18 protein-coding genes are annotated in these 20,957 nt (G+C 38.0%); 8 read left to right on the top strand and 10 right to left on the bottom strand.

What is annotated here, in order from left to right; all coding sequences use genetic code 11:
• The 9 genes from EHQ47_RS17425 to EHQ47_RS17465 form a co-directional block, all read right to left on the bottom strand.
• The gene (locus tag EHQ47_RS17425) at positions 1–312 is read right to left on the bottom strand and encodes a PLDc N-terminal domain-containing protein (RefSeq protein WP_135746877.1); all 312 of its coding nucleotides are present in this window, start codon (positions 310–312) and stop codon (positions 1–3) included.
• A gap of 18 nt (positions 313–330) precedes the next feature.
• A complete protein-coding gene (locus EHQ47_RS17430; protein WP_135746876.1) occupies positions 331–2,301 on the bottom strand; it encodes a right-handed parallel beta-helix repeat-containing protein in 1,971 nt (656 codons plus the stop codon).
• Between the two features lie 77 nt (positions 2,302–2,378).
• Positions 2,379–3,005, bottom strand: coding sequence for a TetR/AcrR family transcriptional regulator (locus tag EHQ47_RS17435; protein WP_135746875.1), 627 nt, complete (start codon positions 3,003–3,005; stop codon positions 2,379–2,381).
• Positions 3,002–4,948 carry an ABC transporter permease gene (locus EHQ47_RS17440; RefSeq protein ID WP_135777715.1) on the bottom strand — a complete coding sequence of 649 codons (1,947 nt, stop codon included), beginning with the start codon at positions 4,946–4,948 and terminating at the stop codon, positions 3,002–3,004. The genes EHQ47_RS17435 and EHQ47_RS17440 overlap by 4 nt, the downstream gene beginning before the upstream one ends.
• Before the next feature lie 3 nt (positions 4,949–4,951).
• Positions 4,952–5,896, bottom strand: coding sequence for an efflux RND transporter periplasmic adaptor subunit (locus tag EHQ47_RS17445; protein WP_135777716.1), 945 nt, complete (start codon positions 5,894–5,896; stop codon positions 4,952–4,954).
• Entirely contained in the window at positions 5,886–7,238 is a 1,353-nt protein-coding gene (locus tag EHQ47_RS17450) for a TolC family protein (protein WP_135746872.1), read from the bottom strand. Before EHQ47_RS17450 ends, EHQ47_RS17445 begins: the two co-directional genes overlap by 11 nt.
• A 58-nt stretch (positions 7,239–7,296) precedes the next feature.
• Positions 7,297–8,235, bottom strand: a complete 939-nt coding sequence (locus EHQ47_RS17455; RefSeq protein ID WP_135777717.1) for a TPM domain-containing protein — start codon at positions 8,233–8,235, stop codon at positions 7,297–7,299.
• 48 nt (positions 8,236–8,283) lie between these two features.
• A complete protein-coding gene (locus EHQ47_RS17460; RefSeq protein ID WP_135746870.1) occupies positions 8,284–9,894 on the bottom strand; it encodes a SulP family inorganic anion transporter in 1,611 nt (536 codons plus the stop codon).
• A 22-nt stretch (positions 9,895–9,916) separates the two neighbouring features.
• Positions 9,917–11,485, bottom strand: coding sequence for an AraC family transcriptional regulator (locus EHQ47_RS17465; protein ID WP_135746869.1), 1,569 nt, complete (start codon positions 11,483–11,485; stop codon positions 9,917–9,919).
• A gap of 144 nt (positions 11,486–11,629) precedes the next feature.
• Between EHQ47_RS17465 and EHQ47_RS17470 the strand changes: the two genes are divergently transcribed.
• Genes EHQ47_RS17470 through EHQ47_RS17480 form a run of 3 tightly spaced genes read left to right on the top strand, consistent with a single transcriptional unit; the run spans position 11,630 to position 15,176 of the window.
• On the top strand, positions 11,630–12,616 hold the full coding sequence (locus EHQ47_RS17470; RefSeq protein ID WP_135746868.1) for a sodium-dependent bicarbonate transport family permease: 987 nt from the start codon (positions 11,630–11,632) through the stop codon (positions 12,614–12,616).
• A 37-nt stretch (positions 12,617–12,653) separates the two neighbouring features.
• On the top strand, positions 12,654–14,492 hold the full coding sequence (locus EHQ47_RS17475; protein ID WP_135777718.1) for an alginate export family protein: 1,839 nt from the start codon (positions 12,654–12,656) through the stop codon (positions 14,490–14,492).
• Positions 14,493–14,552: 60 nt separating this feature from the next.
• Complete coding sequence (locus tag EHQ47_RS17480; RefSeq protein ID WP_135746866.1) at positions 14,553–15,176, top strand: TetR/AcrR family transcriptional regulator; 624 nt, start codon at positions 14,553–14,555, stop codon at positions 15,174–15,176.
• Here the strand turns inward: EHQ47_RS17480 and EHQ47_RS17485 are convergent.
• Positions 15,173–15,928 carry a lysophospholipid acyltransferase family protein gene (locus EHQ47_RS17485; protein ID WP_135746865.1) on the bottom strand — a complete coding sequence of 252 codons (756 nt, stop codon included), beginning with the start codon at positions 15,926–15,928 and terminating at the stop codon, positions 15,173–15,175. The genes EHQ47_RS17480 and EHQ47_RS17485 overlap by 4 nt on opposite strands.
• Before the next feature lie 455 nt (positions 15,929–16,383).
• Between EHQ47_RS17485 and EHQ47_RS17490 the strand changes: the two genes are divergently transcribed.
• From EHQ47_RS17490 to EHQ47_RS17510, 5 genes are all read left to right on the top strand, one after another.
• Positions 16,384–17,013: a hypothetical protein gene (locus EHQ47_RS17490; protein ID WP_135746864.1), complete on the top strand. Its 630-nt coding sequence runs from the start codon at positions 16,384–16,386 to the stop codon at positions 17,011–17,013.
• A gap of 28 nt (positions 17,014–17,041) precedes the next feature.
• On the top strand, positions 17,042–17,905 hold the full coding sequence (locus EHQ47_RS17495; RefSeq protein WP_135746863.1) for an LIC_13355 family lipoprotein: 864 nt from the start codon (positions 17,042–17,044) through the stop codon (positions 17,903–17,905).
• A gap of 198 nt (positions 17,906–18,103) precedes the next feature.
• Complete coding sequence (locus EHQ47_RS17500; protein ID WP_135746862.1) at positions 18,104–18,661, top strand: slr1658 superfamily regulator; 558 nt, start codon at positions 18,104–18,106, stop codon at positions 18,659–18,661.
• 13 nt (positions 18,662–18,674) lie between these two features.
• On the top strand, positions 18,675–19,022 hold the full coding sequence (locus tag EHQ47_RS17505; RefSeq protein WP_135746861.1) for a slr1659 superfamily regulator: 348 nt from the start codon (positions 18,675–18,677) through the stop codon (positions 19,020–19,022).
• A 309-nt stretch (positions 19,023–19,331) separates the two neighbouring features.
• Positions 19,332–20,843, top strand: coding sequence for a PP2C family protein-serine/threonine phosphatase (locus tag EHQ47_RS17510; protein WP_135747142.1), 1,512 nt, complete (start codon positions 19,332–19,334; stop codon positions 20,841–20,843).
• Positions 20,844–20,957: the final 114 nt, after the last annotated feature.

Genomic DNA, 20,957 nt, shown 5'->3' on the forward strand with positions numbered 1-20,957 from the left:
CTAAATGTGAGAAATTAAACTCAAAACCCAAACTAGAACCAAAACTCCTAACCCACCACCTACAGCGATTTGTTTGAATTTTTTTTCATATTCCTTGTCAGCTAACAAAAGATAAATTGCTGGACCAAGAACTGGGATTACCAAAATCACAAGTGACCAAATAATCTGTTTTGTTGTGTCCATATCTTTTTGTTTAGATAATCCAAACAATGCCAAAGGCGCCCATACCATCGTTAAAACGAAAGGAAGGTAATACGCATAGGATCCGATAAAATAAGTCCAAAAACCTGGGTTTGCAAAAGTTGTTTCCATAAATAATCTCCTAAATGATTATACAGACGGTTCCGTTACCGCTGTCATCGCATAACCGGCATAAGCCAGAATTGTAAAGAAAAGTAAAATACCACCAAATACAACGGTATTCCGAACGACTCGTGAAACTTTAGATTCTTTTGAATACAAATAAACCAAAGAACCGATAAAAGGAACGAGTAAAATTAACCAAAAGTAAAAATCTAGTTTTGCACCTTTTATAGAGAATCGATCAAGGATAGACAACCCTGTCCAAGCGGCAAAAATAGCAAATGGCAATAAATACCCCATCAAATGGAAATACCAAGTTTTTAAAGTACCTGGAAAATGAACTCTCCATCCAGAAGTATACATTTTGTTTGTGACAGTATCAAATTCATTTTGGCTAAGTTTTGGTAACTCCGCTGTATCAATCAAACCTTTGTTTGTTTCAAAAACATCGTGCGCAGGAATCACATTCGCCAAACTATCTTTCGGCATGTTCATTTGTGCCTCAGGGATTGGTTGGTTTTTATAGGAACCTAACACAAATTCACGAAGGTTAGCTTGCACAAATAAAGCCAGTAAACCGATACTAGAAGACATATCTCCTGTATGTGGGTATCGAAGTCCTGAACATGATTGTAAAGATTCCAAAAATGGCGGACTTGAAACACCGTATGAGTTTCCTTCAAAACAGTTTCCAACATTGACCGGACCACTTAGAGCGATGTCTCCTCGACCGGAATGATACACTTGATTGTTGCGAATGACGTTATTATTGGAGATCCAAATATTTTCGTCAATATTCATGGTCACTAAAATTCCATAGTTGTTATGGTTAAAAACTAAATTGCCTTCTACTAAGTTTTCGAGCGCACCAAGAAGAGCGATTCCATTTCCAATGGATGGGTATTCCAACTTTTTGGAAGGAGCGTTGGTATTGTTATTGTCATACACAATGTTTTTCTTCACCACAATTTGTTTTTGTGGAGGAAGTAATTCACGATCCAATGTATTAGGTCCAATTCCCAATTGGTTTTTTCTCCAAATGGAAGACAAAAGATATAAGTTTCCACTCGAATTAGTTCCAGAATAACCAAGAGCATTGTTTTCAGAAATTACGTCATTGATGATCGCATTACATGGATTACACTGACCAATATAGAATCCAGAATCAGGAGATCCGGATGCATAAGAATGTTCCATAAGTCCGTCTACTGAATCAAATGCGTAAATTCCATAATCACCGTTGTTGTAAGCAGTTAGATAAGAACCACGGTATCCTTTTACACCAGTCCAATACACTCCATTGAGAGTCGCATTACGAGTGGTTAGATTTTCAACAGCAACACCGTCAGCGCCAACAACCATAATTCCGTTTCCACGTAAAAACTCTCCATCAATGATGGTTTCATTACGATCTTCACCGCGAATCACGATGGAAGGAGTGGTGACGGTTACTTCTTCTTTATAGATACCTTTTGCAACAAGAACTAAGTCTCCTGGGGATGCGGCATCCACAGCATTCTGAATGGTTTTGTATTGGGTAGGGACTTTGCGAGTCACACCTGTCCATTTTTTAGATATTTTCGACTTTGCAATGTTAGTCTGTGGATTGTAAGTGGCATCACCGATGACGGCAACTCCAGTCATACCAATTTTACCATCAGGGGAAGCATGGAAGGAACAGAAATAAGGGAACACACCTTCTTCTGGGAAGAACACATCGGTATGTGCACCACGAAACATTGCCAAATTGCCAAATGTTTTCTCTGTGGACCAATCTTTGGTGATCGAGATGGCATTGTGAGGGTTGTTTCCTTCATTCACAAATCGAATTTTACCGCCTTTGAATGTCCGAATGACTGGCGGGTGGAAGGCATTGTCCATCATCGTAACATGGACGAAGGCCGAATTGGCAGGGTCTTCCGAACTACAATGATTCATACCGAACGTTATGAATACTGCAATGAAGATTCCCAATAAATATTTTTTGGTCTGTTTCATAGTTCTTTCCCAGAACATGAGGATTCCCTCACATTTGGAGAATTTTACATCTGTGTTAAAACTTTGTCAATGTTAAATCAAAGGAAGGAGGAAAAATATACAAATAAGAGATTTTGTAGTTCAGAAAGGACTGCCTTTTTTTCAGCCGGTTTTCCCTTTCTTTGTGCAATTTTTACGACTGAATCGACAGTTTCCACAATCATTAGAGAACTGTAGTAGGCCCTTTTTTTATCAACCTTGGGAAACAAATAAAGAATTACTTTTTCCGCTAAGGATTTTGCAAACCGTTCGTTACTTTCGATATCAAGTTTTAACAATGCTTGGTTTGTATAAAGAATCGAGTTGATCAAACGGTATCCTTTTACTTCATTTAACGCCCGTTCGAAGGAATGTAGAGTAAAATCAATAAATTCTGGCGTAAATTTTTTTCTTTTTTTGAGTTCTTCATCCAGAAGTTTGAAAAAAAAGTCATGGAGAATGATATAACAAGATTCTGCATGAGAATATATAATGGATTCTTTGTTTGGAAAAAATTGATAAATAGAACCGACTGGTATCCCACTTCTCTCTGCAATCAAATCCGTGGTTAAATCGTCATACCCAACTTCACCTAACAACTCTATTGTTGTTTCGACAATTTTTTGATACCTTTCCTTGGAACGTTTTTGTTGGGGAATTTTCCTTGGATTTAATTTTATATTCATTCTGATCTTAATGCGACTATGGGACTCAATTTTGCAGCATATTCAGAAGGCCACCAACCAAAAAGAATTCCGATCGTTATGGAAAATAAGAAAGCAAATCCAATGGAAGGAAAGGATAAAACAATACTCCATCCAAAGTATTCTTGTAAAAACAAAACAGATAAAATTCCAAAAACAAGCCCAACAATTCCTCCCGTCAAACTTGTCAAAGTGGATTCGATTAAAAATTGCATACGAATGTCTGATTCTCTCGCACCGAGAGCTTTCCGTAGGCCAATTTCTTTGGTTCGTTCCTTCACAGAAACCAACATAATATTCATAATTCCAATCCCACCGACAACAAGAGAAACAGTTGCCAGTGCAATGAGTAAGGTTGTCATTGTTTGGTTTGTTTCAGAGACTGCTGATTGGATGTCAGCCATATTCATTACTTGGTAAATATTCCCCATTGATTCGCTTGTTCCATGTCTTTCGTGTAAAAAACGTTTTAAGGAAGTTGTGAATTCATCTGAAGATTCTGTTTTTTCTAATTCCATTTCTAAACTGTCAACAGCATCTTTGTTTAATAACCTTCGCATGGCAGTATTCAAAGGCATAAGAATCACATCGTCTTGGTCGCGAAATCCAGCACTCCCTTTTTCAGGTAAAAGGCCAATCACTCGAAATAGAATTCGATTTACTTTTAAATAAGTTCCTACAGGATTTTTTCCTTCATACAATTCTTTAACCACAGTATTTCCCACAAGACAAACCAAGGCTCTTTTTTGGTTTTCCTCTTCTGTAAAAAACCTACCTTCTACAGGTTCCAAATTTCTTAACGCTTCGTAATTCGGACTGGCACCCGTAATGTAACTATTCCAATTTCGATTTCCAAAAACAAGTTGTCCTCTTCCGTTCACAACGGCGGAGATTTGTTTTACCTCAGGAAATTTTTTAGACACAGCTCCTACATCAAAAACATCCAGGCGGTTGACCGTACCTGCCTCCAGCGAAATTCCCCCGCTACGCATTCCACCGGTTCTTACAATGACTAAATTAGCACCTAACGAAGAAAATTGTTCCTCTACTGATTTTTTTGCTCCCTCGCCTAATGCCATCACTGAGATCACACAAACCACACCAAAGAGAATTCCAAGAGCTGATAAAAAAGTTCGCAAACGATTTGATGATAAAGAAAACAGGGATTGTAAAAAAATTCCTTGGAATAGAGGCCAACCCGTTTTCCGTTTCAAATTTGTTTTAGGAAAGGTAACTAAATCTTTTTTTTTCTTTTTTCCTTCATCCGAAACAATCTTTCCATCACTCACATGAATGATTCGATCACAAAACTCTGCCATTTCTGGTTCATGAGTGACCATCACAATGGTTTTTCCTTCCCTATGAAGGCGTTGTAATTCCAACATGATTTCAATTTTACTTTTGGAATCTAAGTTTCCAGTGGGTTCGTCAGCAAAAATAATGGGTGGATCGACAAGCAGTGCTCGCGCGATGGCAACCCTTTGTTGTTGGCCACCAGAAAGTTCATTGGGAGTATGAAACATTCTACTTTCCAAACCCACTTTTCGAAGTTGTTCTTCGGCTTTTTTTTCAGTGTGATCCACATTTGTATACAAAGAAGGTAAACTGACGTTTTGCGATGCATTCGATTTTGCCAACAAATGGAATTGTTGGAATACAAATCCAATCATACTGCCTCGGACATCTGACAATACATCAGAAGATTCTCCACTGACCGTTCGACCAAACAAACGATAGGTGCCAGAATCCACATGGTCAAGTAGTCCCATCACTTGCAAAAGTGTGGATTTACCGGAACCGGAAGGGCCCATGATTGCTACAAATTCACCTTGGGAAATTTCTAAATTAATTCCAGAAAGAACTGGAAACTTTGTATTCCCGATTTTATAGGATTTATTTAAATTTTGAATTTCAATTGCTAACAAAAGTTATCTCTTCGGCATTTTAGGTGACGAAAATGGACCGCCACCACCAGACTTTTTTTCTTCCTGAATTTTTTTCTTTCGATATACCAATTCGTTTTCTTCTAGTCCAGATAGGATCACAGTATTTTGATCATCACTCTTTCCAATGTTAACAGACGTTTCCACTAGCTCTCCCTCTATCTTTTTTAAAACAATTCCTTTCCCCGAATTCCTTTTTACAAATTCATTGGCAAGAAGCAAAACATCTCTTTCTTCAAAAACAATAAAGTCAATCGTTATCGACATCCCACTCCTTAGATATTCAGGAATGGTTTTTAATTCTAAGTCTACATTGTACATAGTCACATTATTTTCTGTGACGGCTTCATATCCAATATGTGTCACCTTTGCTTGGATGGCGGCATCTGAATATGAATCAACAGTGACATTTGTCATCTGGCCAATTTTTATTTTGGAAAGATCCGTTTCGTCAACTTTTGCCTGGATCATCAAATTATCCGAAAGAACATAGAGGATATCTTGTTGGGTCACTGTTTGTCCTGGACTGATGTTGGATGCAATCACCAAACCACGTAAAGGTGAAATGACTGGCGTTGGTTTATAAAAATCTTCCCATTTTTTAAGTTCTTCTTCCCCTTTGGCCCTAGCAGCATCTAACAAAGCAGCTCTTTCCGTTGAACTCATCCATGCAATGATTTTGCCTCGTGCTACATGGTTTCCTTCATTAACTAAAATGGACTCAACACGCCCTGCAATTGGTGGTTTGATCTCCAATCGATTTTTAGGAATGGCAGAACCTGTGGCGCGCACAGTAACAATCAAATCCCCACGAAACACTTTAGAAGATTCTAGTTTCGTATTTGGTTTTGATTTCCCAAATCCAAAAAAATAAATGGAAAGTGAGATGATCACCAACACAACTGCTATCAAAACAAATTTAATCTTCATCAAAACACTTTCCTAAATTTCTCAAATATGTAGCTTCTGCCAAACCTAAATCCCGTTTGCCTATCAAAAGATTTTTTTCTCGGTTGATCAAATCGTTTTCGATGATATCCCAATTTTCAAAACTGATCAGTCCATTCGAATACTGTGATCTGGCTATCATGGCACGAATCTCTGAAGCTTTATAAAATTCTGTCAATACAACCAACTGTTCCGATGCATTTTTGAAATTGAGATGTGACTGTTCTAAGGAAAATGTCAGAGAGTTTTTTTTGGCGTCTCTTGTATGAATTGATTTTTCATATTCAGTTTTTGCAATTTTTACATTATAATAATCTCTTCCACCATTGAACAATGGATAGGTTAAGTTCAAACCAAAACTATAATTCCTTGGTTTCGGTAACCATACATCATCTTGTCTGGTGACGGTAGCACTTAAATTCAAATCAGGATAAAACCCAGCTTCTGCCACACCAATATTTGCCTGAGCAGCTCGCACTTTGGATTGTTCCGCCATTATAGAAGGATGTGACTCTAACAAGTTTTCCTTTTCTTTTTCCGAAAACTTTTTTTCCAAAACTGGCTCATATACAAATTCTGAATTGATATTGATATCCAAACGATTGGAGATCACTCTCTCCACTTCATTTACATTACTTTCAAACAATCGAAAGGCAGAAGACACTTCAAATTCGGCTTGTTTTACAAAAGATTCACTGAGTAAAAAACTTCCCTTATGTTCCCTACCCACTTCATACCGTAATCTTACCAAATCACGATTTTTTGTACGACGTTCTTTGATTTTTTCTGAAAGTTGGTGTAATTCTTTGGCATACAACATCTGTGCATAACCTGACTTGAGTTCAAAACAAACTTTCAACCTAGAATCATTTAATGTCTGTTTTGCTGCCTGCAACAAAGCTTCTGTTTTATCTATTCCACTTTTATCCTTAAACCCAGCAAAAAGGTTTTGGTTAGTGCTAAGGCCAACCGAATAACGATTGATTGCCGTTGGTCTTGATTCCCCTGAACTGGTTTGTTGGTTTGTCGAAGATCCTGTTCCAGTCGATCCATTGATCAAAGGGTCATTCACAGTTCCCGATCCACTAAAATTAGCAGAAGATTGTCTTGCGGAAGCCAAAACATTTACGGTGGGTAAATAAGAAGCATAACTTTTTTCGTTTTCGAAAAAGGCTTTGTCGTAATCTGCCTTTGCGGATAAAAATTCAGGATTGGATTGTAAGGCTGTTTGCCAAAGTTCTTTAATGAGAATAGGTTTTGCCGAAAGGGTTACAACTGACCCTGTTGTTACCAAAACAAACAATAGAATACGATGAAACTTCACTATATACTAAACCTAAGTTTGATTACAAAAGTTCCCAAAAGTTTGATTTTAAAAAAAATTACCAACTCCCGGAACTCCCTCCTCCTCCAAAACTTCCACCGCCACCGCTAAATCCACCCGAACGAAATCCGCCACCACCACTCGACCAACCACTGCTTCCTGAACTCCGAGAGGATCCACCAAATACACCTTTTTTCATTCTTTTCCGTCCATGTGGTGTCAACAAATGGTAGAGTTTATATAGTCCAATTCCAATCGCATAAGTCAAAAATACAGAAGCACCTACATTGGCACCATGAATTGCTGTTGGAAATAAACTCCAAAAAGGAAACAAAAAGAAGTAGATAAACCAACCAATATACGGTGCGTTAGCCGCTACATAAGTAAAAATCCCAAGAATAAACAAAACAAAAATGGAAACAAATACCTTTACTCCAAAAGGAATTTCTTCTTGTCCATGTGATAACTCTCCCAAAAAAGACAATGGTCCTAAATGGGAAAAATCTTCAGGAGGAGGAGCCGTATAAGCACCTTGGATCGCATCAATAATGGCGTTGATACCATTTTGAATTCCAGATTGGATATCTCCTTTTTTAAAATAAGGTTTTATTTCTTTTTCTATGATATGGTGACAAAGAACATCCGTTAGATTCCCTTCCAATCCATATCCCACTTCGATTCGTAATTTTCGATCGTTTATGGCAATTAACAATAAAACCCCGTTATCCTTTTTCTTTTGGCCTAATTTCCATGCCTCCACAACTTTCATGGAATAGTCTTCTATTCCTTCACCTTCTAACGACGGAACCACTAATACCACAATTTGGTTGCTGGTTTTACTTTCATGGTCTTTCAGTTGTCTTTCTAAAGCGGAAACAAAACCAGAATCCAAAGTCCAGGTTTCGTCCACGACTCTACCAGTCAAATTGGGAACGTCTTTTGCTTGGATGAAAATGGGAAAAAAGAAAAGAAGAGAAAAAACCAATACTCTCTGCATACAGGAATATTGGTTTTGAAACTAGAAGTTACAAGAATTTTTTGTTACTTACTTATGGATTCGTGTGGCTCCATAATAAGTCGAGATTGGTTTTAAATCTTCAAAACCGATTAGATTTACTTGCCCACCTCTTAATTCATAATCTCGTTTGAAACTTTGCAAAAACTCAATGGCTGAAAATCCAATCATCTTTACGTTTTTATCAAACTTTAAATCCACTCTTTCACCGGGAGTCACTTTTCTGAGTAACAATTTCAATGAAATCATATTCGAAAAAAGCAATGCATGTTTTACATACAACTCATGAACTTTATTTTCAGATTTTATAGTAATATCGGCGACAAAAATATAACGAAGAGGAACTCCGAAATAAATCTGGATTAAAATTGCCGTAACAATTCCGCAGAAAACACCAACTAACAAATCTTCCACAATCGTTAGAACTACAGTGACTGTAAAAATAACAATTTGGTCCCAACCTTTGTCGTATGTTTCTTTAAAAACATGAGGAGATGCCAATCGAATCCCGACCATAATCAAAATACCTGCAAGTGATGCGAGGGGGATTCTGTGGATGAGGCCGGGCAAAAGTAAAATAAAAAATAACAAAAACAAACCATGAAAAAAGTTCGACCAACGAGTTTTGGCGCCATTTTCCATATTGGCCGAAGACCTTACCACTTCTGCGATGATCGGCAATCCACCAATCCAACCTAAAAGAAAGTTTCCTGCACCCTTCGCCACAAGTTCGCGATCCATATTGGATTTACGTCGATACGGATCTGTATTATCAACAGCCGTTGCAGTTAACAAAGATTCAATGCTTGCGATGAGTGCAATGGTAATCACCATGACCCAAAAGATCCCATCTTTCCATCTTGAAAAGTCTGGAAAAGTAATCCCATCATAAATATGATCTGGTAGATTTACTAATTTTTCCGGTCCAATTTTATAAGTTTGATCGAGTAATGTATAAGAATGTTCATCTGCTAAATCAAAAACCAATCCTAGGACAATCCCAACTAACACTGCGACTAGTGGTGCTGGCAATTTTTTGACTAACGGATTTTTGATTTTTGCAAGGATCGCAATGATCACAATGGCAGAAATTCCAATAATGGCGACTTCGGGATTTACAAAAGGAAAACTTGAAGGTATTTCTAAAAGTAATCCACCGATGGTTTTTGCTTTCGGAGTTATTCCAAGAGCTACATAAAACTGTTTTGAGATAATGATAATTCCAATGGCAGCCATCATTCCGTGCACAACAGAGATCGGAAAATAAACCGTTAAATTTCCTGCTTTCACAAGACCTAAAACCACTTGGATGGCACCTGCAATCACGATGGCTGCTAATGTTAACTCAAATCCAAGTTTTGCATCTCCACCACCAAGAACCATAATCGAATTCAAAACCACAGCAATGAGTCCAGCTGCTGGACCATTGATTGTTAGGTGGGAACCGCTCAACAAGGAAGCGATGATTCCACCGACAATGCCAGAAAAAATTCCAGCCATCGGTGGTGCTCCCGAAGCAAGTGAGATGCCCAAACAAAGGGGCAGTGCAATCAGAAACACAATGAAACCGGAGACAATATCAGATCTCCAGTTTTCCTTTAACCCGGGTAACCAATCTTTTGGTTTATTTTGATTGTTCATAGTGAACATCCTCTCTATCTATTTAACTATCTTTATTTGTATGGCCTTTTGTTTTTCGAAATTGGTTCGGGTTCACACCTGATTGTTTTTTAAACTCCAAATAAAATGCAGATCTAGATCCAAATCCAGAAAGTTTACCAACTTCCGCAATATTGAGTTCTGGTTTTTCATTTAATAAAATCATCGCTTCTTTGATTCGATATTGGTTTAAAAGCGTTGGAAAGTTGAAGTTGTATTCTGAGTTGATGAGTTCACTTAACTGGTGGTAGGAAAGACCCATTTTGGATGCGATCAGTTCTTCATTACATTCTGGATCCAAATAAATTTTATCTGCACCGAGTAAGGATTCTAGTTTATTGCGAAATTCTGTTTTATCTAATTTTGTTGTTAACGATCGGTATCTTGTTTTTGATTTATCTTTTTTTTCATAGTTGCGCAAAAACAAAAAAGATCCCGCAGTTAAGAAAGGAAGATAGAACACAGACGCATAAATAAAAAACGGCTGATATGGATAAAAATCGAAATGGAACAACGTCTTTAAGAAGACGGAAAAAAGAAAAAAGAACCAACCAAGAACATAGGATCGATTTTCACTTTCCTCTTTCGATAACAAAAGTGAATGAGTTTTGTATAAATGGTAAGCGGCAGTTCCAAAGATTGATAAAACTAGAAAAATTCTAAATTCGTAGACACGAGGAAAGAGAGGCACAAGGATATATAAAAATCCTGCAAAACCTGAAATCCAAAACAAAATCTTTTTAGATACACGAGAGCCTACAAACTGATCAAAAGAAGCCAAATAGACAAAGAAGATAAAATGGTTAATTGATAAAAAGATATAATAGGAATGCCTGATTAAATTATTAGTATTTCCCAAAATTGATGCAAACTCTTTCCCATGCACCGAATACACGAGAAGAAAGAACATAAGAAAATGAACTAAAATGGAGAGATAAACTTTTTCTTTTGATTTTAAATACTCAGAAATTGCCCAAACAAAAGACACAATCCCTACCATAGAAAAAAACAAAAAGGTTAGAAACCGAAACAAAACAACAGAACGATAACCGGATTGAGAAATGGTCCGGATGGGAAAATTTAAGTCTTCGTTTGAAATAAGATAAATATAAAAATAACGACTCTCTTTAGGCCGGAGTGTGACATTAAAATGGGGAAATGGAGAAAGAATCGCCAACCAATCCTCCCAAACATAACCACTATAGGAATCGATCACGTTCCCTTCCGAACTCTCCGAACAAAGTTCCACAAAAGGAATGTTAATCCATTGTATCAAAACACTGAATTGAGAGTCCATTTCCAGTTCATTCAGTAACTGAAACCTGACCCATTGGCCACCTTCCTCCCGTTTTCCCCTCATGGCATCGGGACTCCGGTTGTCGATCCAGACCAAATGACGCAGAGATTGGATCGATTCGTGGCTACAATTCTTGGGAACTTCTGTCTTTTGGGGTACCAAAAATTGGACATCATGGCTGATGTTCCGTCCGTAGAAACTTTCTGGTTTCCAGAGACACCCCTCCAATCCGGCTAGGATTGCCAAAAGGAACAGGATTCCAGCCATTTGTTTCATCTGAATCACCAGTCTTTGGGCAATCTATACGCAAGAAAGCGATTTCAAGGTTTGGAAAAAAACGAATTGGATTATTTTTTGTCCAATTTTATGATTTTGGACAAAATGCATGTCTAAAATGATGACAACGAGAGGGAAGAAATTATGGATTTCCATGCAGCACTCAACAACATATTAAACCCACCGGTACTCTTTTTCTTTTTAGGAATGGGTGTCGTATTTTTCAAATCAGATCTAAGGATTACGGAAGGTGTCTCCAAATTCCTATCTTTGTATCTTTTGTTCTCCATCGGCTTCAAAGGCGGCCATGAACTTTTCAAATCCCCTTTTGCGGAAGAACATTTGTTAACACTCATCGCCTGTATGTTTATGGCATGTTTTGTTCCCATTTATTCTTACTTTATCTTCAAAGCAAAACTGGATCATGCGAACTCTGCAGCCCTTGCAGGAAGTTTTGGTTCGATCAGTGCCGTTACCTTTGTGACCGCTGGTGCTTTTTTACACAGTTATGGATATGAATACCAAGGTTTCATCGTTGCAGGAATGGCCCTTATGGAATCACCTGCGATTGTTCTCGCAGTGATTTTAGATCGTTTGGGTAAAAAGAAAAACCATGAAAACATAAACGAAAAAATTCAATGGAAACAATTACTCCACGAAGCTTTCTTTAGTTCTTCAGTTTATATTTTGATCGGAGCACTCATCGTTGGTTATCTTTCTGGCGAATCTGGTTGGAATACCACAAAACCTTTTACGGAAGATATTTTTAAAGGACTTCTCACTTTCTTTCTTTTGGACAAAGGAATTGATGCCGCAAAACAAATGCGTGAACTAAAGAAAGTCGGATTTTTTTTGGTTGGATCAGCACTTGCCATCATGGTGATCAACGTGGTCATCGCGATTCTACTCACAAAGATCATCCAAATGCCAATCGGTGATGCATTGATGTTTGTCGTACTCTGTGCCTCTGCATCCTATATTGCAGTACCAGCTGCCATGAAAGAATCCATTCCGGAAGCAAACCCAAGTATTTACCTAACCGTTGCCTTATCGATTGTATTCCCCATCAATATCATCATTGGAATCCCTTTATACTTTTACATACTAAAAGTGATAAGCGGAGTTGCTTAATTCGAGAGAACATCACTGAAGGAAAAGGAGATATCAGATGTATATTTCAAAAGGTTATTTCTATTTTCTATTGTTAGCGGTTTTTTTGCCGCTAACAGTGCCAAAAGCAGAACCAATAGATACACAAAATTCCGAAGGAACGGTTCAGACTCCCAAACCTTATGTTTCAACAATGAAAGAAAAAGGGATCGATCCTGAATTCAATCGGCATATGTTTGTGGAACCAGAGTTGTCCAAACATTCAGCTAACTCGCAACAATTTTGGTTAAATGATGTATTACGATTTGGATTGTATTTAAGGCCCAGACAAGAATCCAGATACAATTTGGATTTTAATGCTTCTGACAAAGGTTATATTGATAGAACCATCCAAACATCTTCCATTTATTTTATTTTTGACCCAAGTCCTTATGTTCAAGCAAAGGTAACACTCCAAGATGCTCGAGTTTGGGGTGGAGAATCACCGGCATCTTCTGGAGACATACGAGCTAATTTTTTTAATAATACTGCAGATCTTTATTCAAAGAACCAAACAAATGCAGTTTCTTTAAACCAAACAGGAGTTAGAGAAGCATTTGTGACTCTCAACCAACTCCCCCTCCATTCTAAATTACAAGTAGGAAGGCAAATTTGGGCTTATGGAGACCAACGGATGATTGGTGGAGGAAACTGGACAGTGAACGGCCTTTCTTTCGATGGCGCAAGACTCATGTTCAATTATGAGAATTTTAAAATCCACTTTTTAATGGCAAGGCCCTACTGGACACAAAGCGGAACTAACGGTGTCGTTTCAGCAAACGATCCTAAACTCAACTCGGCAGCAACAGGAACAGATACAACACTTCTCGGAACCTATAATAGTTTTACCATTCCTGATTGGGTGACTTTGGATCTTTATAGTTTGGGAGTGGTTCGCAAATGGAAAAAAAATCCAATCAATCCTGTGACTGGTTTGCCTGAATCTTCGAATGATGATCCGCAAGCAATGAATCGAAGTAAACAAAACCAAAACCTGATCACAACAGGATTTCGTCTGACCAACAGAACCAAAGGAAATTTCCTTCCAGACGGAAAATCATGGGACTTCACTTGGGAATCTGCTTTCCAAACAGGAACCAGTGGCAGACGCATCCAAGACCCGTATTTAAAAGAATACCTACCCAATGAATATGACAACTCGAGGACCGAAAGAGAAAAATACACAGGTCAAATGCATGTGTTTCAAACCGGGTATACTTTTTTCAAAAAACTACGGTTAGGTGGACAAGTTTTATACGCATCTGGTGACAAAAATAGAGCAGATGCTTCTGTATCTACTTTCCAAACACTTGCCAATCCGAGATTTGGAGTGATTCCCTATTTTAATAGTGTGGCCGGGATTTCAGAAAACATCAACGCACAGAATCTTTATTCAAAGTCAGTAAGTATCAGTTATAAAACCGATTCCTTTGGAGAATTCCAGGTCACCTACTTCCAGAATGATAAAGCAGAAAAACAAGATGCTTGGTATGCCATCAGCGGTGCTGCCAATTCCACAAGTTCTCTGGGAGAAAAAAATCCTTATCCCGTTTCCTCCGACAAAGGCAGTACAGAGAATTATTCTAATAATTCATACTCTTCTCCTTATGCCCTGGGAAAACGAATTTATACGGAAGTGGATTTGACTTGGCACGGACAAATTAATGATTTTGTTTCATTATGGATGGGATTTGGGTATTTGAATGCGGGGGATTCGGTTCGTAATTATCGAAATAGCAAAATCCAATACAATACGACCACACAATCCTTTGAATGGAACCAAAACTACTTACAAGGCAAAAACCAACTGGCACGTGACGCCTATATGGCCTATGCCCAAATCAACGCTGCTTTTTAAGAAAAACGTTCGATTTTTAGATGGATTTGAATACCATGGAGGTCAGATTGATTCAAGTCCATGTTGGAAGCTTCAAACAAACAAAGACGGATTCGCAATAGCCTTTCTCGAGAGGAAATTAGAAACGTTTCTCTCCTGATTTTAAAGGAAGAAGGATTGGAAGGTCTTTCCATGCGAAAGATTGCCAACCGACTTGGTTGCAGTGTTGCCAGTCCTTATTCCTATTATGAAAGCCAAATTGACCTTGTCCAAGACTTAATCAAATCAGGTGAGGATGAGCTCCTCTCCATGCTAAAAAAGGCAAGTGCGGAAGTAGACACTAAGTCCGCCTTCCAACAATTAGCTGCCATTGCACGTGCCTATTTTAATTTCGCAAGTAACAACCGAGAGTTACACAAAGTAATGTTTGTGACTGACTACGGCGGAGTCCATAGAAAAGCATTCCCTCAATTACCAAAAAGTTATCGTTTCTTTTTAGAAACAGTTCGCATTGGATTTGAATCCGGTGAAATTCCCTATCCAAAAAATGAATATCCTGCCATTGCACGATTGATGTGGAGTTGGATGTATGGAGTGATTGTTTTGGATATGACTGGAATGCTTCGAAAAAGAAAAGGTTCAGGAAACCCCATTGAAGAAGGGATTTCCTATTTCCAAAAACTTTTGAGTAAAAAAGAAATCTAACCTACTGGTGAGATTTCCAAACCTTCGTTTTCATCATCTAACATTTCTTTGGTTGTATCAGATATCGTAACAGAAGTTCCTTTATCTTTCAAACGAATGAGTTCACTTCGAATGTAACTAATGGTTTCGGGTGCATCAGTTACTTCCCAAATTGGATTTCCAACAGACAATCGAATGGGTTTATTCAAATTATAAGCATCAAGAAACAATGGAATGATTGGTAAATTGTATCGTTTACTCAAAACAACCATACCCGGATATAATTTTCTACCTTTACGAAATCCTCGGTACCAAGTACCTTCGGGAAAAATACCAATTCCTAAATTGCCACGTCCAATCCTTCGTTTAAAGTCTTTGATTGTTGTTGGATCAGACTCACTTCGGTTGAGTGGAATCAAATCAATGGACTTTACAATTCCTTTCACCAGTTGTTCTTTTCGGTGAACCCATTTTCTCTTTTTTCCTTTGTTGGAAACTCCAGAATCGTAACTAGTAAGTGCAGTTGTATAAATTCCATATCGTTTGAGAACCCCTCGAATCACGAAGGCATCATAAGGCATTGTAATTGCTTTTAAAAACTTATTTCTTGGTTTGATGTGGTTTGAAATCAAAATGGCAGATTTTCCATTTAACTTGCGTAAGATATGGTCATTTTGAATTTCAACTTTTTTGTGTCCGTACTTCAAACGCATTGGTTTCACCACAATCCACATCAGCACAAATCCAATTGATCTTCCTACATAATAGAACATAACTTTTCCTCTTATACTGTCAGTGCCCCAAAATCCAAATTGGTTGCAAAAGTTTACTCAAGATTTTAGCTACAATTCCAAGTCATTTCTGTTTCAAATGATCCTTACTCGCCTGAACATGTGGGCTTTAAAAATTTGACAATTCCTCCTTTGGCAAAAATCTGGGAAATACCTTCAGGGAGGAAACAGGTGAAAGTCCTGTGCTGACCCGCAACTGTAATCCAAATTAACATTTGGTGAGCCAGATCTTCCCCGTAAAGTTTACCTCGCGGTCATGGGGCTTTACACACTGATTCCAAATGCCTTCCATTTGGATAAGGGGCCCCGAAGGAATCGGGGCACCCGAAACAATCGCAAACAATATTTGTATTTTAAGTTCCCATACTTAAAAGTTAACTACAGTTTGTTTATCATTGGCCGGAGTTCCCCAAATCTTAAACAATTAGGAGACTTCTATGAAAAGAACTTTTAAAACCACTGCCCTATCCTTGATCCTTCTTGCACAACTTGTTGCATGCCAAACAGAAAAACAAGTTTCCGAAACAGATGCAAATAATAAACTTTTAGTTGGACTACTGGCAGGTAGTGCCGTCTCTACATCATTTTTATTGGAATACAATGGACAGTGGAACGCTGGTTATACGTATGATGCAAGTGGACAAATGACAGGAACTCCGAACGGACGACTCATCATTGCCACAAACCCAGATGGATCGGGAAGTATCATTTCTGGATTCAATTCCAATGCAAATTACTTTGGTGGTGGAGATACAACCTACCGAATTCTTTATTTTGATAAGGCTACTCGTAGACTTTATTACCAAAACACACCTGGTGGAAATAATTTTGCAAACTCTACTTTTGGAAGAATTGATTATACTCCTGTCACTACTTCAGGTTGCGAACTTGGTGCTTCCAAATGTTTTTATTTTTGTGAGGCTGTTTCTGGAAAAGCAACCCTTGCAGAAGTACAAGCAAGTACGGTCACAAGTAATTCAACGAATTATGCCACCAACGGTTGTGGTGGGTTTACATTCAGCAGGGCTCTTGCAAGAACTGAAAACTCAACTTGGACTGGACTTTAAAAAATAGTTTCTAAAACTAGGAGAAGTGATGCAAAAACATTTAAACACAAAAACGTTATGTCTAATGTTCTTAGTGATTTTTGTATCCTCCTCCTTTTGCAAACCATCCTCTTCCGCATCGGGGGAAGAAAACCTGGCTGCCCTATTGCCTTTGCTCAATGCGGCAAGTAGTTCTAGTTTTTGTCCCAAATCCCCTCTTCCCTCAGATATTTATCTTGCCACAACAGTTGTTAGTGCAAGTGCCAATGTTTCCGGATTTTCTGATCCAAACAAAGCAATCAATGGAGTCTGCGGAGCCGGCGAACTTGTAGGATCCTTAGATGTTTATGCTTTAGACATCACAGGTCCAGGTGCCTCCATCGTTCTCAGTTGGGGTGGAAAAACAGTAAAGAATGTATTCGGTGACGACTTTATTGTTTATGACAATAGTTTTCGTATTTCCGATGATACCAATACTTATGCAATGGATCCCTCAGTGATTCAAGTTTCGATTGATGGAACGAATTATTGTGGATTTAACCCCAGTTATTCGGGTGCAAATGTCAACTTAATGGACAGTTGGACAAAATTTGGTGGACTCCGACCAGTTTATTACAATATGACAACAAAACCATATACCAATGAAGACTTATTCATTAATACAGGTGGATTGTTTTTGTTAGGTGGTGGAGACGGTTTCGATTTAGACCAAATAGACGAAAACGATCCTAACGACTCAGGTTGTAATGGAACACTTGTCACCAATATCAAAACGATTGGGTTTAAATTTATCAAAATTACATCTGCCAGTAACGTGAATAATCCCGGGAATCCAGGGAACAAATTCCCTTGGCCCCCCGGCAGTTACAATGGAAGTGATATTGATGGTGTGGTCGCCCGCGAGATTCAGTAATTCACTGATCACTTTCTAAGGTCCATAGCACCTTCGAAGTTCCCCTAAAAAAAACAGAAAAAAACAATCCGTATTTCAGTTGACCGATCTTTAAAAAAAGGTTCTTTTTTTTAAAACCACTTCGGGCGTTTATCCATTTTTGAACGAAAACCAATACACAGAGAAAACATATCCATCCAAGATGAAAGGGAGGCAAAATTGAATCAAAAGGCATCCATCATTATGGGGGATTACCACAGCATTCCAGAAAATTTGCCTGCCGATGGCCAACTTCGATTGATCTTCCAACCAATTGATATGACATCTTATTGGAGAAGGTGCGGACTTACTGCAAACTTTGTTGCCGGATTTTATTCCTATTGTTACGAAGCAAGTGAGACCAAAGCCAACTCCCTCTCTACCATCATTAACGAACTTTTGGAGAATGCTTCTAAATTCTCAAAATCGAAGAATGGTGAAGTCAATGTAGAACTGAAACAATATGGAAATCTTTTAAGGATTGATGTTTTAAATGTAGCGTCAAAAACCTTACGAGATAGTTTTGAGCTTTTTGTGAAAAAACTCATATCAGAAAACGTGGAGGAGATGTATTTTTCTACACTCGAAACCAAAGAAGATGGTGATACCAATTCAGGACTAGGACTTCTCATGATGTTAAAAGACTATCGTGTCCGATTTGGTTATAGTTTCACTGAGATCGATGCCGATACTCATGAAATCATAGTAAGAGCAATTATCAACGTAGAAGAGATATAATAGGCGAAGCTTCATGGAAATCAAAGACTTAGATTACAATATACAATACGACGAAGCCACTAAGACTGTCAGATTCACAGGTTCCATCCGCTTGCAGAACTTACCAGCTTATGAACCCTTAAAAATATTTTTAAGGGATGCGGCCAAACTTTGCCAAGGCTCATTATTAACCTTGGACTTTCGAGATTTACAATTTGTAAACAGTTCGGGAATCACAACCCTATCCATGTTCATTATCGATTCCAGAAAAAGTGCAGCATGCCAAATTAAGATCCAAGGATCTCTTAACGTTTCTTGGCAGTCAAAATCTCTATCCAATTTCAAAAAACTTTGGGACCAAGTGGTTTTGGAAATTTCCTAAACCACAAATTCTCACACCCTATATCTACTCCCCATTCTTCTCGAACTACTTTCTATATTCGAGAATGTGGCGGGACTTTTCATCCAACCTCTCTATTAAGCTCTCACATTCATATTACTACATTAATTAAATGTTAAAATAAATCCCAACTTTATCATATCATCAATTTCATTAACATCAAAAACAACATCCATGTTATCTTCTCTTTAAAATATAAAAAATCATTTGCAATTTTAACAAAATAAATAAAGTTAATAGTGATTCTCCTCATTTTCCCAAACGAAATATAAAGAAAGAAACTTTTACTCTATGCAGCAATCTCCTTCCAACGAAAATCGATTCGTCCTTACTAACTATTACAAAAAACAACTCAATGAGATTGCCTACCAAGGTGAATTTAGGGCTGAAATATTCGCAACGAAGTTTCGATTCTTCTTCCTTGGAATGATATTTATCTTTTCCACTTTGGGACTACTTTCTGGCCGTCCTGTAGTAGAATTCTATTATCAAATATCCTCCATCTTAATTCTTCTTTGTTATAACTTTATTGTTCTTTATTCATTAAATAAATCTGGAAAATACCTCAATATCTTTAAATTTCTCTCTTCCTTTTTAGAGATATCTTTACTAACTTTCGTTATAGGTTATACCGCACAGGCCCAAAAAAATCCGAGCCTTGTTTATGCGGCTCCTATGGTTTATGTTTTCTTTATTCTCATTGCTCTTGCTTCCATACGCAATAATACGAAGGCGATTATCTCAGCAGTGGTGGTCTTGATTGTAGAGTATGCATTCTTAACCATATACTTTTATTCAGATATGTCCGATTTGAATACAAAACTCATCGAGTTGTCTTCCTATCTAAAACCAAACTTTTTAGAAGAGAATAGCACATTCTTTTTAGTGAGCGGTGTACCGATGGGAATCTTTCTCATCCTTCTCTACATGATCGTTACTGGTGGATTGATACTATATGCAATCCAAAATACTTCTCGTACGACCCACGAACAAGCAGACTTAATTTTTAATGCGGAAAGACAGGCCATCCTAGAAGAGAATATGCATCTCGGAATGGAATTGGAAGTAGCGAGGCAAATCCAAGCAATGGTACTTCCTCGGAATGAAGAATTAAAAGAGATTCAAGAATTAGAAATTTCTGCCAGAATGGATGCGGCGAAGGAAGTGGGTGGAGACTATTATGATGTAATCCACCATGAAGATGGAACAGTATACGTGGGGATCGGAGATGTTACTGGCCATGGTCTTGCATCTGGAGTTGTGATGCTAATGACTCAATCCGCATTCATCACAACTTTACGTTCTAAAGTTATCTCTTTGAGAGAATCTCTTCGCTCGATTAATTCCATTTTGTTTTCCAATATCCATGTAAGGATGAATGATGTCCGTAACCTAACACTCTCGCTCTTTTCTTATAAAAATGGAGTGTTTACAACGGCAGGACAACATGAAACCATTATGGTTTACCGCCACGCTTCTAAAAAAACAGAAATCATCGACACTGCCGACAACGGTATGTTAGTTGGTCTTACTGAATCCATTGATGAATTTATTCACGAAAAACAAATCCCACTCCATCCAAAAGACATCATCCTGTTGTATACAGACGGTGCAACAGAAGCAGAAAATCCCAAAAATGAACAATTTGGTTCTAATCGTTTGATCCAGTCTCTGGAAAAACATGCAGAACTTGGAACCACTGATGCAATTTTAGAAGCAATCTTTAAAGACATTTACGTCTTCATTAACGGAATGGATGTTTACGATGACATTACCATCATGATCATGCGTAAACGGGGATAAAAAAACCTAAAGGTAAAATTGGTGTCAATTGTGTCCGCAAACCCATTGAATCCTTGGCACTTCGATAAATTGCGCACAAACCCCGAAGAACGTCCATTAATGCAACAAACGATA

It is taken from the genome of Leptospira bourretii (assembly GCF_004770145.1).
In the GTDB taxonomy this organism is placed as follows: domain Bacteria; phylum Spirochaetota; class Leptospiria; order Leptospirales; family Leptospiraceae; genus Leptospira_A; species Leptospira_A bourretii.